This is a genomic window from Rhizobium esperanzae, from assembly GCF_002204185.1.
GTDB classification, from domain to species: Bacteria; Pseudomonadota; Alphaproteobacteria; order Rhizobiales; family Rhizobiaceae; genus Rhizobium; species Rhizobium esperanzae.
Map to the genome: position 1 here is coordinate 1 of NZ_MXPU01000023.1, position 13,520 is coordinate 13,520.

The window sequence follows — 13,520 nt, forward strand, 5'->3', positions numbered from 1 at the left end:
ATTCAATCGCGCTCAGGATCGTCCTGTGCCGGATCGTATTGAGCCTGCGGGGTGGAAAGTGACGTTGCGGTCCTCGCCGCAAGTGCCTCCGTCAGCCGCGCACTGGTGTTTGCCTTGACGGTCAGCTTGCGCGAGACATTGCGTGCAAGCGCAGTGCCTTCTTTACACCGGCCGTCATCTGGGTAGAAACCGCCGCATCCGCATCCGCGGAACCGGCATGGGACACGAATGTCACGATGTGTGGCGATCCGATCACGGGGCATCTGCCTTGGCAACCGGATAATCGGTTCATCGCCGAGGGCCACGAGACAGCTGAACCGATTGGAACTACGGCGAGGCCCAAGGATCGTGTGCCTGTCTTGACCGGGGGCAGCTCGACTTCTCGCGAACGTATCCCTCGCGCGCTTATCAAACCTTGTCCCAGTCCTGCTGTTGCGCCACCTTCCGAGCTTGGAGACCATGAAAAGCGTCGCTGTTCATTCGACAGCCTGAATGGGCGCTTGGCGCTTTGTTCGTAGCCCAGCTTGGGTCCATTCGGCTCGGAAACGGCATGCGCCTGCAGATCCTGTTCATCACACGTTTCGAACGTAAGACCGAAGCCATCGGAGTGACGCCGTGATGCGATTTTCATTTGGTACGAAATTTGCTGGTTTTGGTAACTCCGCTTGACCAAAGGCTCTGATGCCGGCCTCGTCGGACGAGGACTGATTTTAAATCAAGAGCGGAGTTTCAGAACCTGACACGATGGGGGGTTCGGTGCGTGTGGAACGCTTGGCGACACGAGGATGACACCGAAAAATTTCGCGGGGTCTAATTAATGGAGTGAAACATGAAAAAGTATGTTTGCGAATTCTTCGGAACCTTTACGCTTGTCTTCCTCGGCTGCGGCACACTGCTCTATATGCGTCTAGAGGTGGGCCTGCTGGGTGTCGCTTTAGCCTTCGGAATGACCGTGGTTGCTATGGCCTACACGATTGGCCCAGTCTCGGGTGCGCATCTTAATCCGGCGGTCAGCCTGGGTTTCCTTGTGTCGCGCCGACTGAGAGCGTGGGACTTTGTCGGGTATGCGTCTGCTCAATGTGCAGGAGCTATCGCGGCGGCGGGCACGCTCTACCTTATCGCTATGGAAAAGGTCGGCGGGTACGATATCACCATAGAAGGTTTCGCTCAAACCGGCTGGATAGTCTATGGGTGGAGAGCCGCGTTCCTTTTTGAGTTCATCGCCACGTTCCTGTTCGTGACTGTATTCCTCAAATGCACGGCAGAGGGGGGCGCTGTCGCACGATTGGCGATTGGACTTACCTTAGTTGCGGTCCACCTTGGCGGTATCACGGTTTCTGGTTCTTCTGTGAATCCAGCACGATCGATCGGCCCAGCACTTTTCGCAGGAGGGGCGGCACTCTCTCAACTGTGGCTTTATATATTTGCGCCAATGCTCGGCGCTGTTGCAGCCGGCCTTCTTCAGCTCAGGGGGATACTCGCGTCAAGCAAGCCGCAAAGTCTGCGCAAAGTTCGTGCGGCCCATCGAGCTTAAATATCGGTCTGCCCTCGCCCGGCCCCAGTTTTCGCAACGGTGCTGTAGAATCGGAAGCGCGGCAAGGATAAGCGAGCGCAGACACATTCGCTTCGAGATTTTGACTGCTCGCGCACCATAAAGCTGAGGCTGCCGCCAATTTACTCTCTAGTGCAATTGACCGGTAGAATTTTCTCGGTCCCAACACAGGCCTTCATATCGTCGCGGCGGAACCAGATCGCGCGTCCGCATCTGAGCGGCGGGTTGCCAGCGGTGAAGACGATCTGCTCGTCGGTCCGCATGCGCAGCACCTCATGCGGCTGGATCAGGGGTCTGGCGGCGAGTTGCTTCGATCGCGTGCGCGACGATCCTTTCGACTGAACACTGCGGCTGATCTGGTCGATCTCGACGGTCGCCATGCCGCAACGGCGCGAGATGTAGTCCGCGGTCTCGGAATCGTTGATCGCTGCAAAGGATATCCAGCTTGCGCTCTCGAACCATTTGCTGGCAGCGTCGCGACCGCCGTAGGTCTCGCGCATCTGGCCGATCGACTGGTAGATCGTGGTCAGCATGATACCATATTTGCGGCCGGCGTCGCGTGCGGTCTCCAGGATGCGCATGTAGCCGAGGCGCGCCACCTCATCGAGGAGGAAGAGCGCCCTCCCCCGCATCTCGCCGTTGCGGTTGTAGATCGCGTTTAGAAACGAACCGATGATGACCCGCGCCAAGCCCGAATGCGTCTCCAACGTCTTGAGATCGAGATTGATGAACACGTCCGTTTTTCCGTCTGCAAGATCACCCGTCGTAAAACTCGTTCCCGACACCAAGGCGGCGTAGTTCGGGTAGGATAGCCAGTGGGTTTCCTTGACCGCGTTAGCATAGACGCCCGAGAAGGTTTCCGGTGTCATGTTGACGAAGGCCGCGACATTTTCCTTCACGAAATCTGAACTTGAATCGTCGTAGATTTCCTGCAACCGCTTTCGCAGTTTGGGTTCGGGCTCGGACAAGTTCTTGCGTACTTGCCGGAGCGTCTGGTCGCTTTCCGTCGTGTGGCCGGAGAGGCAAACGTCGGCAATCAGCGCGGTGAGCAATTGCAAGGCCGAGGCGCGGAAGAAGTCGTCGCGAACCCACGGGCGCCACCGCTGTCGCTTATAATCCACGATGCGACGGAGGCAATATCCTCCTCCTTCGTTCCGCCGAAGCGGCCGATCCAGTCGAGCGCGTTGAAACCGATCTCCGACTGCTTCGGATCGAGGACGAAGACGTCGCGGTTGGCGTTGCCACGGTGTTTCGACACAATTGGCGCGACCTCGTTCGACGGATCGAGGACGACGAGCGCAGCGCCCCATGTCAGCGCCGTCGGAATCGTGACTGACGTCGTCTTGAAGCCGCCCGATCCGGCGAAAACGATGCCATGAGACGAGCCGAACGAGCCGTCGAAGCAAAGCAGCGGCGACTTGCCACCTGCTCCCCAGGTCTCGGCACTGCCGGCGCGAAACGGCTGGGATGCAGTGCTGTCGCGGTCGACGCGATAGCACTCGCCGATGACGACTCCGCCGGTCTCGGGAAACAATTTTTCGGCTAGTAATAGTTTCATCCAGTCCGCGTCGCCGTGCAGAGCCCGTTTTCCAACGATGCGTTTCGGCTCGGCCTTGGCGAATGCGGCATTACCGGCAATCGCCACCCGCACGCCGAACAGCGCCGACATCAGCACCGTGGTGGTGCCGATCGCCGTTGCGGGATCGAGATAGTTGAAGATCGATCTGCCGGCCGGGACTTGTTCGAAAAACGCGGAGAGTCGCGATGCCTCGCGCATGACAGCAATGAGGAGCGCGGCTATCGCGCCGGTGACAACGCCCCATCCGGCCGTCTTGATCCGCACCGAGCCGGCGCTCGCAAACAAGAAGACGATGCCGACGACCGACGCGGCGACATAGGGCAGAGCGATACCGGCGCGGCCGAGCATCTGCCGGGCGGCATCGCTCTTGCCGAAAGGGGCGAGCCAGTGTTCGATCCCTGTCGTTCCGATGGCCGCCAGCATCATCAAAGTTGAGGGTGCAACGAACAGCACGATCCTATTCATGGGTCTCTCTAAACGCCACAGCACCGATAACGGCAAGCCGTGAGCGCTCCTGTGCGTCTTCCTTCAGTCGCGCGGCGGCATCAATGAGGAGCCCGAGCAGTAGCGCGCGCTTCTCGTCTCGCAGCCCCGCCTTGACGATAAGGCCGCCGAGCTCAATCTTTTCGCGTGTGTCCTTCTTGCGGGCGTCGGATGTCGTGGATCTTCGCATTCGCTCAAGCCTCGCCAGTCCTGCCCTCAGCCGCGCCAGGCGGGTGTTGCGCGGAGAGTGTGCCCCCCTCCCCATTGTTGGAGGCGCCTTTCCCTCCGTTCGGACGGGCCTTGCCTCCGCGAAATCGTTTCGCCAGTTCCTCGAACGCTGCCTGCAATTCACTCTCGTCGATCTCGACTTCGCCGAGCCCGGCTTTCAGCGCGATCCGGCCGATCCGCTCGGCCTCCCGGGTCTCGGCGAGCTTCAATTGTTCTTGGAGCCTGGCGATTTCGTCGCGGATTTTCGAGGTAGGTTTCTTCATGTCCGGATGTCTCCTTGGGTGCGAAAGCTAGTCTTTCGGACCCATCTTCCGAATGTCGGTGCGGAACGCACTACTGTGAATACTACAATCGCCAAGGGCGATGCTTTCCTGGATGATCCCGGCCGCTCGAAAAGGGCGGCATCCGAAGGGCGCAATTATACGTCGCTGACGCGACGTCCTTTTGATAGCGCCTGGCGGGGCCGATCTCGCTGCCGAACAAGTTGATTTTGCTCGCAATCGGGAGATAACTCCTCTGTGGCCGTCCCTCATTTCTCCGTCAGCATTGTCGCCCGCGGCTCCGGCCGCAGCGCTGTGCTGTCGGCGGCCTACCGGCATTGCGCGAAGATGGAATACGAGCGCGAGGCCCGCGCGATTGACTACACGCGCAAGCAGGGCCTGCTGCATGAAGAGTTCGTGGTCCCGGTCGATGCACCGCAATGGCTGCGGGCGATGATTACCGATCGCTCCGTCTCCGGGGCCTCCGAGGCCTTCTGGAATAGCGTCGAAACCTTCGAGAAACGTGTCGATGCCCAACTCGCCAAGGACGTGACCATTGCGCTGCCGGTGGAACTCTCGACCGCGCAGAACATCGGGCTGGTGAGGGATTTCGTCGAGCGGTACATCAGATCGAAGGGGATGGTGGCCGACTGGGTCTATCACGACGCACCCGGCAATCCGCATGTGCACTTGATGACGACGCTCCGGCCGCTGACCGAAGATAGTTTCGGAGCCAAGAAGGTCGCACTGACAGGCCCTGACGGCAATCCTCTGCGCAACGATGCCGGCAAGATCGTCTACGAGGTCTGGGCCGGCAGCCTCGACGATTTCAACGCCTTTCGCGACGGCTGGTTCGCCTGTCAGAACCGGCACCTGGCTCTTGCCGGCCTAGACCTCCGCGTCGACGGCCGCTCCTTCGAGAAGCAGGGGATCGAGCTCGCGCCGACCGTCCACCTCGGTGTCGGCGCCAAGGCGATCGAACGGAAGTCGAAAGAAGCCGAGCGGGATATTTCGCTGGAGCGGCTGGAGCTGCTGGAGGAGCGCCGGGCTGAAAACTCCCGCCGCATCCAGCTCCGCCCCGAGCTCGTGCTCGACTTGATCACGCGGGAGAAGAGCGTCTTCGACGAACGCGACGTCGCCAAGATCCTCCACCGCAATATCGACGACGCTGGCCTCTTTCAAAATCTGTTGGCAAGGATCCTGCAAAGCCCGGAGACGCTCCGGCTCGAACGCGAACGCATCGAACTTTCAAGCGGCCGACGCGAGCCGGCGCGCTACACGACGCGGGATCTCATCCGGCTCGAGGCGGAGATGGCCAACCGCGCGATCTGGTTGGCTCAACGCTCCTCTCACGGGATTGCGGAAGCTGTGCGCGAAGCCACCTTCGCGCGTCACTTGCGCCTCTCGGACGAGCAGAAGACGGCGATCGCACATATTACTGGCGGCGAGCGCATCGCCGCGGTGATCGGACGTGCCGGTGCCGGCAAGACGACGACGATGAAGGCGGGGCGCGAAGCGTGGGAAGCCGCCGGCTATCGCGTTGTCGGTGGGGCGCTTGCGGGCAAGGCCGCCGAGGGTTTGGAGAAGGAAGCCGGAATTGTCTCCCGCACGCTGTCATCATGGGAACTGCGCTGGAACCAGGGCCGTAGTCAGCTCGACGACAAGACCGTATTCGTTCTCGATGAAGCGGGCATGGTGTCGTCGCGGCAGATGGCGCTGTTCGTCGAAGCGGCAACCCAGTCTGGCGCCAAACTGGTGCTTGTCGGAGATCCGGAACAGCTGCAGCCGATCGAAGCCGGAGCTGCCCTCCGCGCCATTGTCGATCGCATCGGTTATGCCGAGCTCGAAACCATCTATCGCCAGCGCCTGCAATGGATGCGCGACGCGTCGCTCGATCTGGCCCGCGGAAATATTGGCAGAGCCGTGGAAGCCTATCGCGCGCAGGGCCGTGTCCACGGAGCCGAGCTGAAGGCTGATGCCCTGCAGGCACTGATCGCCGATTGGAACCGCGACTACGATCCTGCCAAAACAGCGATAATCCTCGCCCATCTGCGTCGCGACGTGCGCATGCTTAACGAAATGGCTCGGGCAACGCTCGTCGAGCGCGGTCTCGTCGCGGAGGGTTTTGCCTTCCGAACCGAAGACGGACACCGGAAATTTGCAGCCGGCGACCAGATCGTGTTCCTGAAAAACGAGGGTTCGCTCGGCGTCAAGAACGGTATGCTCGCGAAGGTTCTTGAGGCAGGGCCCGGGCGCATCGTCGCGGAAGTCGGAGAAGGCGAGCACCGCCGCCAGGTCACGGTCGAGCAACGCTTCTACGCCAATCTCGATCACGGCTATGCCACCACGATCCACAAGAGCCAAGGTGCCACCGTCGATCGCGTGAAAGTACTGGCGTCCCTCTCGCTTGACCGCCATCTCACCTACGTTGCCATGACGCGTCATCGCGAAGACCTTGGCCTGTATTACGGCCGGCGATCCTTTGCCAAGGCAGGCGGACTGAGCCCGATCCTGTCGCGCAGACAAGCCAAGGAAACAACGCTCGACTACGCCAGCGGCCGCTTCTACGCCCAAGCCCTTCGATTCGCCGAGGCCCGTGGTCTTCACCTCGTTAACGTCGCACGCACTGTCGTTCGCGACCGCCTTGCGTGGACCGTCCGGCAAAAGTCGAAGCTCGCCGAGCTTGGCGCACGTCTGGCGGCGATCGCCGGCAGGCTTGGTCTGTCCGCCGGCGCGGCCAAGACTACTCAACCGCGCAGCATCAAGAAGGCAAAACCCATGGTATCGGGCATCACCACGTTCCCAAAATCGCTGGAACAGGCCGTCGAAGACCGGCTTGCCGCCGACCCCGGCTTGAAGAAGCAATGGGAGGAAGTCTCGGGGCGCTTCCATCTCGTCTACGCTCAGCCGGAAGAAGCGTTCAAGGCCGTCAACGTCGAGGCGATGCTGAAGGACGAAGCTGCGGCGAAATCCACTATTGCCAGGATCGGTTCCGAACCGGAGAGCTTTGGTGCCTTGAAAGGTAAGACTGGGCTCCTTGCCGGCCGCGCCGACAAGCAGGCCCGAGAAATGGCCGTCACCAATGCACCGGCGCTTGCCCGGAACCTGGAACGCTATCTGCTTCAGCGCACGGAGGCGGAACACAAATATGAAGCCGAGGAGCACGCTGCCCGCCTGAAGGTCTCCCTAGACATTCCAGCGCTGTCGCCGGCGGCAAAACAAACGCTCGAACGCGTCCGTGACGCCATCGATCGCAACGATCTTCCCGCAGGCCTCGAATACGCGCTCGCCGACAACTTGGTGAAGGCCGAACTCGAAGGCTTTGCGAGAGCCGTATCGGAACGTTTCGGGGAACGCACCTTCCTGCAGCTTGCGGCCAAGGACACGAGCGGTCAGACCTTCCAGTCAGTGACCTCAAGCATGTCTGCGGGGCAAAAGGCGGAGGTGCAAACGGCCTGGAGCGCTATGCGCACGCTTCAGCAACTTTCGGCGCATGAGCGCACGACCGAAGCACTTAAGCAGACTGTGACGCTGCGGCAAACGAGGAGCCAGGGGCTCTCGCTTAAATGACGCTTCAAGTTCGAACACACACACGAGCCTCTGCCCAGCGAAGGCGAGCCGCCAGCACTCTGTCAGTTGCTGCGGGCGCCGCCGCGCTGATGTCATTGGGTGGTTACCTGGGTGGCTATCGCGTCAACCTGACGCCGAGCGAGCCGCTCGGCCTCTGGCAGATCGTCCTCCTCAACCGTTCGCCACGCGTTGGCGACCTGGTGTTCATCTGCCCGCCAGACACAGCCACTATGCGCGAAGCGAGAACTCGGGGTTACCTCCGCTCCGGCCTTTGCCCCGGCCATCTCGCCCCGATGATCAAGTCGGTGGCTGCGGTCGGCGGTCAGCGGGTCGAGGTCGCGAACGAGGTAAGGGTCGATGGGCGCTCGGTTCGTGCTTCCGCGGTCTCGGGAAAAGATGGAGAAGGTCGGCCGCTGACACGGTTTTCCGGCGGCGTGGTGCCGCCCGGTGACGTCTTCCTGCATTCCGCCTTCGCCGGCTCGTTCGATTCGCGCTACTTCGGGCCTGTGCCGGCATCTGCCATTGTCGGTCTGGCGCGCGAGATGCTGACCTATGCGCCATAATTGGGGGTGGTCAACACTGCTTGTCATCGCCTCGCTCGGGGTCGGAACGGTCGCATGGAGTGGCCACATGCTGTTGCTGCCGGTGGCGCTCGGTTTTCCCGTCTTCTGGTCGCTGTCGAGAACGAGATCGACGGTAACGTTGGTTTCCGCCGCATATTTCCTGTCGGCGTCACGCGGCCTGCCGCAAGGCGTGGCCACCTTCTATGCAGCGGATATCTGGCCGGGCCTGCTGCTGTGGCTGGCTGCCTCCGCAAGCTTTGTGGCAGTGCACGCGCTGCTGTGGACGAAGGATGCTGGTCGTCGACCAACTCGCTGGCCGCGCTCCTAGTGGCAGTGCCCCCTTTCGGCATTACCGGCTGGGCGCATCCAATCACGGCTGCAGGCGTCGTGTTTCCGGGATGGGGATGGTGGGGACTGGCCGTCACGACAGCCGGCCTGGCGGGCCTCGTTTCCCGCCTCTGGCCAGCTGTCGCCATAGGCCTTACTGCCTTCTGGGTCTGGTCCGCCGCTTTCTGGACCGATCCGAAGCTACCCGAACAATGGCGGGGCGTCGATCTCGAATTGGGTGCCTCGCTTGGGCGGGATACCAGCATGGTTCGTCACCGTGATCTGATTGCAACGGTGCTTGACCGAGCGTCCGACAGTGCTCGAAGACTCATCCTCCCGGAAAGTGCGTTGGGCTTTTGGACGCCAACAGTAGAGCGGCTATGGAGACGCGGGCTGGAAGGACATGACACTACCGTTCTCGCGGGTGCGGCAGTCGTCGACGCGGCCGGATACGATAATGTGATTGTCGCAATATCGGCGGGTGGCAGTCGGATCCTCTACCTGGAACGGATGCCTGTCCCTGGGTCGATGTGGCAGCCCTGGCAGCCCCTCTTCGGAGGCAACGCCCGCGAAATCGCACATCTTCGCAAATCCCGTCGTGACACTCGGCTCCAGCCGGGTGGCGGTACTGATCTGCTACGAGCAACTGATCGTCTGGCCGGTGTTGCAATCGATGCTCGGAGGTCCGGACTTGATCGTTGCTGTCGGCAACGGCTGGTGGACCAAGGGAACGTCCATTGTCGCGATCCAGCGCGCCAGTACCGCCGCCTGGGCAAAACTGTTTGCCAAGCCGCTGGTTTTCTCTTTCAACAATTGATGCAGAGGAGGTCCCATGCTCGACGCGGCCCAAATCAAAGACTGCGCCGACCCTTCACTCACACCCGCGATCGTCGAACAGTTCGTCACTGCCGCGGGCTCTGCCGATCCTCTCGCGGTGACCGTCCGATCGGGCGGCCGATTGATCCTGGTGCCGAAGGCCAAATCACCTGACGAGGCGATGGACATCGTGCGTCAATATACCGGCAAGGCTGTCGTTCGTGTCGGTCTGACGCAGTTTCCGGCCGGTGTGGGGGTCAAGGACCTGGCGGATCTCAAACCAGATTTAATCGACGCCTGCCAGAACCTGCGCAAGGGAACGGCTATGTTCGCCAAGATCATCAGGATCGTCGCCAAATGGTACGGCAATCCAAAAAGCGACGATGTTTTTCCGCAGATTTTCGAGGACTCGGTCTACGCCTGGAAAACCGGCGTGTTCGAAGGGGTAGGGGTGTTTCAGGCGGATGATCCAGGCGGCGCTATCATTAATCAGACCGAGCTGAAGGACGGCGGGGAGACTGAGTTCGTGGACGAAGCCACCCCCTCCCAGACCGATGCGGAACCTCAGGAGTTGGAAGAAGTCGGCAAAGCCGGAATGCGGATTGATCTGTCGAGGATCGGCGGTCAAAAAGGCCTCTAAGTCTCTGTATCTCGATTGATCGCGTAAACGTCCCGACCTCGCTTGGTCCCGGCGCCACCATGCCACGGAACGCTGGCCACTTTGGACCATGTCCACTCGCCGGCTGCCTCCCCAATGCTATATCTGTCGTCCAATGCATGATCATGTCAAATGGACGATCGCCTGCTTCGAACAGAGGTAAAACGGTCCAAAGAGCGCAGGAGGATTCGCGTGTCAGCGCATCCAGGAATTGGTCATCGCGCGAATTTCTGCAGTTGCGGAAGCGCGTCAGGTCAGCACACTATAGTTGCCTACAGGCTGTACGGCGAAGGACCCTCGGCCTTGAGATGCGGTCGGCGCCAACGATACCGTTTTCGCTCACACTGGCTGAGCAATCGTAGCGCGAACGCGCCCGCGAAACGGTGCAACAGCTTCGAGATGAGGAATGTGCTGAAATTTACGACCGGTTGGCGCACCCAGAGCTGATGGGGGCGTTGCCACGGCAGGTCGGACTTGTTCTTGCTAAAAAATCCGATGGATCGACACCAAGGGCGTCAGAGATCTGGCCAAGGACAGTGAGGGTTGCGGACGTCTCGGCACGTTCGATGGCACCAATATGACGCATGCTCAGACCAGTTCGGTAGGCCAGTTCTTCCTGCGTCAGTTTTTTGCCATGGCGTATTCGACGCAAGTTCATCGCCATGACCTCGTTGAGATCCATGACATGAGCGGAACCTGAATCCGAACTATTGTTCTAGGAAGTATAGTTCCGATTCCGCCTGGCGCGTGCTATTGGTGGCCGCCGCGCGTTAATCTTTGAGTCGATTGAGCTGGATGATGGCGATCAGGGCCGTACACCGGCGGCCCAAACGATATACTGCGGTGAGTAGCGTTTGAAGAGTGGGGACGATGTGTGAGGAGAAGCGGATGAGCGAGTCTGATGCGTCCGGAGAGCCCGAAGAAAACGAGGGAGCTTCTCGCTATAGTTCACTCACGAAAACTGAACTGGAGGCGCTGGCCGTCTCAGCATTGCTGAAACACCGCAGTATGCTTGGCGCCGACGAGGCTGTTTACGAAGAATGGCTCAGCGCCAGCCGCGATCCCACCGTATCGAGCGATGTTCTCCAGACTTTGCAGGACGAATATTTTTTAAGGCAGAAGAAGGCGCAGGACCAGCAGGAAGAGCTTTCCGAGATCATCGACGCCCTCGGCTATATTCCATTTATTTCGTCAGAGGAGGAGGGCTGACGGTCAGTACAGGCCACGGTCCTTGGCAATTGCGACGAGTTGGGGAACGGTCTTGGCCTCGAACTTTCGGCGCGCGCTGTCCAAGTAGTGCTGTACCGTCCTCGCGTTGATGCCCGTCAGCATGGCGGTTTCCGGCGCGCTTTTCCCCTTCATCGCCCACATCAGGCACCTCCCCTCCCTTGGGGAAAGCGCCTGTCTTGGAGCCACGAGCGTCGTCGCGCCAACGATCTTCAGGCTGTAATGGACAGCCATGACCGCCTGCATTGCCTTTCGAGCATCACGCAATTTCGGTATTTCCGACTTTCGTTCCGATGACGCCAATGTCAGCAACATTGTCGACCCATAGCTTCCTTCGACGGGAATGGTCACTCCACTACAAATACCGTGCTCGACTGCCTTGTCGCGAAACTGCCGGAGTTCCGAAGAACCGCGAGCCGGCCAGTCGTCGGAGGTCCAGGCGAACATGTCCATGCGGCGCTTGGCCTCCGTCACCACAGGGTCGATCCGCGCGTAGCGACGGGCAAGGTAAATCCCCTCCCAAGTTTCAGGGTAAGAATTGAACGTTTTCACTTCAGCGCCTTCGGTTTGTAGATACGCAAAATAGTCGAACCCACATGCATGCGCAAAGCTCTTGACCGCTTTCTTGATCATACGTTCATCGCGCGCGGCTTCGGCCATGTCGATGAGTGAGCGAAAGTCTTCGTCCATTGACCTTTATCCTGCCTTCTCCCGTGCCGCTAGGGCCCTGATCTCGCCGCAACTTGGCCGCCCTTGTCATCAAGGCCGGCGAAGAGCCGGCCCAAGGTCAACCAATCTCGGATTCATGAGAGCCGTGGGACGCATGCCACAGTCGCTCACCGATATGTCTACTCACGTTCTGCGCGTATTCAAGCTCTGGTCGATCTAAAACAAGACCATAAGATGGAAGATTTTACCGCCGCCAAGCCGCGCACTTCGCTTGCAGCTATCGTCTTGGCTGTTACGGGCCGCTATAGGCCGACGGGAAAACGATGTCCTGATCGACAAGAACGTTGAACTTGTAACCGGGGCGTATGCGGATGGTCGGTTGGGCGTTCAGGTTTTTCGAGATCGTCTGCTCAGCCACACGGCCGAAGCTTTCCGCGAAATTGCTCCTTGCCGCGTCAGAGGCGGATTCCTGGCTTGCGAGCGTCGAACTCTGGGGCGCCGACATTTCGATCCCGCTTCCGATCAGCGCGATTAGAGCGGCTGAACCAAAAGTCCGCCAGAGATGGCGATCGACCTTGTCCTTGAACCCGCCGTAGCCTTCAGCATCGGTGCCGGCCATGCCGCCGATCTGCAGCGTCGAACCGTTCGGGAATATGAGGTCGGTCCAGACGACGAGAACCCGCTCCTGAGCGAAGGAGATTTTCGAATCGTAGCGGCCGAATAGCTTGGCGCCCTGCGGCACGAGAAGACGGTGTCCCGTGGCGCTGTCATAGACATTCTGGCTGATCTGCGCGGTAATGCGTCCCGGTAGGTCGGAATTCAGGCCGGTGATCAGCGTGGCCGGGATGACCGCCCCCCGCTTGAGCTCATACGGCGACAACTGCGGCACAACCTCATTGGGCAGATAACCGAGGTCTTTGATATCCTGGTTGAAAAAGTCCTCCTTTGAGGCCTGGGCGTTCCCATTGACATTCTGTCCCAATAACCCCGATCTCATCGCAGCCGCATAAAGATCGGAGGCGTCGTTCGTCGTACTGTCGGTCTGTCGAGCAGTATCGTTGGTGTTCGCCGCAGCCTCTTCCGCGTCAGACACATTCACCTTTAGCGGCGAGTCCAATGCAGTTGCGCGCGCCTGTAGCCTCGCCATCAGCTGGCGCTGCTCTTCCCGAATATATTGTTCGTCCTGCTCGCGTTTCAGACGCGCCTTCCATTCCTCCTCGGACTCCATACCGGAACGCGGGTCCCGGTCCACCGGCCGCCGCTCGGGAACGGGCTCTTCAGTCTCGACCTTCTGCTCGATGACGGGCGTGGGCTGAAACGATTCGCGTTCAACCGGCTCGCCGATAATGCCGTCTGGAACCCCACGCTTGAGCTGTTCGCCGAAATTTGTCGCCGGGGTATTGGAGGCGCTGTCGATGTCGTTGCCGCGGTTGAAGGATAGTCCTCGCCACGACAGGCCGGTCACGACAATGCCGCAAAACAGCACGACCAAGATGATGGTGACGATGATCGGTAGACGGTTGAGGCGACGCATGCCGTTTTGATCGTCGGCCTGGCCGGATGCGCCAAGTTGAAGCGATTGCACCAT

General features: G+C 60.2%; 10 protein-coding genes and 2 pseudogenes. 6 read left to right on the top strand and 6 right to left on the bottom strand.

Features of this window, described 5'->3' with window-relative positions:
• The first annotated feature begins 829 nt into the window (after positions 1 to 829).
• Positions 830 to 1,534 carry an aquaporin gene (locus B5E41_RS26380; RefSeq protein ID WP_088396704.1) on the top strand — a complete coding sequence of 235 codons (705 nt, stop codon included), beginning with the start codon at positions 830 to 832 and terminating at the stop codon, positions 1,532 to 1,534.
• 140 nt (positions 1,535 to 1,674) lie between these two features.
• Here the strand turns inward: B5E41_RS26380 and traG are convergent.
• From traG to traC, 3 genes and pseudogenes are all read right to left on the bottom strand, one after another.
• Positions 1,675 to 3,596 (bottom strand): annotated as a pseudogene (traG, locus tag B5E41_RS26385) (Ti-type conjugative transfer system protein TraG).
• Complete coding sequence (traD, locus tag B5E41_RS26390; RefSeq protein ID WP_170961519.1) at positions 3,589 to 3,804, bottom strand: type IV conjugative transfer system coupling protein TraD; 216 nt, start codon at positions 3,802 to 3,804, stop codon at positions 3,589 to 3,591. The pseudogene traG and the gene traD overlap by 8 nt, the downstream one beginning before the upstream one ends.
• A gap of 4 nt (positions 3,805 to 3,808) precedes the next feature.
• Positions 3,809 to 4,105, bottom strand: coding sequence for a conjugal transfer protein TraC (traC, locus tag B5E41_RS26395; RefSeq protein WP_088396705.1), 297 nt, complete (start codon positions 4,103 to 4,105; stop codon positions 3,809 to 3,811).
• A gap of 255 nt (positions 4,106 to 4,360) precedes the next feature.
• On the opposite strand from traC, the gene traA reads away from it, so the two are divergent.
• The 4 genes and pseudogenes from traA (at position 4,361) to B5E41_RS26415 (ending at position 10,018) form a co-directional block, all read left to right on the top strand.
• A complete protein-coding gene (gene traA / locus B5E41_RS26400) occupies positions 4,361 to 7,672 on the top strand; it encodes a Ti-type conjugative transfer relaxase TraA (RefSeq protein WP_088396706.1) in 3,312 nt (1,103 codons plus the stop codon).
• Positions 7,669 to 8,235, top strand: coding sequence for a conjugative transfer signal peptidase TraF (traF, locus tag B5E41_RS26405; RefSeq protein WP_088396707.1), 567 nt, complete (start codon positions 7,669 to 7,671; stop codon positions 8,233 to 8,235). Before traA ends, traF begins: the two co-directional genes overlap by 4 nt.
• Positions 8,225 to 9,379: pseudogene (locus B5E41_RS26410) on the top strand (conjugal transfer protein TraB). Before traF ends, B5E41_RS26410 begins: the two are co-directional and overlap by 11 nt.
• 15 nt (positions 9,380 to 9,394) lie before the next feature.
• On the top strand, positions 9,395 to 10,018 hold the full coding sequence (locus tag B5E41_RS26415) for a TraH family protein (RefSeq protein ID WP_088396708.1): 624 nt from the start codon (positions 9,395 to 9,397) through the stop codon (positions 10,016 to 10,018).
• A gap of 436 nt (positions 10,019 to 10,454) precedes the next feature.
• On the opposite strand, the gene B5E41_RS26420 is transcribed toward B5E41_RS26415, so the two are convergent.
• Positions 10,455 to 10,718: a helix-turn-helix domain-containing protein gene (locus tag B5E41_RS26420; protein ID WP_088396709.1), complete on the bottom strand. Its 264-nt coding sequence runs from the start codon at positions 10,716 to 10,718 to the stop codon at positions 10,455 to 10,457.
• A gap of 206 nt (positions 10,719 to 10,924) precedes the next feature.
• Here B5E41_RS26420 and B5E41_RS26425 point away from each other — a divergent pair, with 206 nt between their 5' ends.
• Entirely contained in the window at positions 10,925 to 11,245 is a 321-nt protein-coding gene (locus B5E41_RS26425) for a transcriptional repressor TraM (RefSeq protein ID WP_088396710.1), read from the top strand.
• Between the two features lie 3 nt (positions 11,246 to 11,248).
• Here B5E41_RS26425 and B5E41_RS26430 read toward each other — a convergent pair whose 3' ends face one another.
• Both B5E41_RS26430 and trbI read right to left on the bottom strand, forming a co-directional pair.
• On the bottom strand, positions 11,249 to 11,953 hold the full coding sequence (locus B5E41_RS26430; RefSeq protein WP_088396711.1) for an autoinducer binding domain-containing protein: 705 nt from the start codon (positions 11,951 to 11,953) through the stop codon (positions 11,249 to 11,251).
• A gap of 271 nt (positions 11,954 to 12,224) precedes the next feature.
• Positions 12,225 to 13,520, bottom strand: coding sequence for an IncP-type conjugal transfer protein TrbI (gene trbI, locus B5E41_RS26435; protein ID WP_088396712.1), 1,296 nt, complete (start codon positions 13,518 to 13,520; stop codon positions 12,225 to 12,227).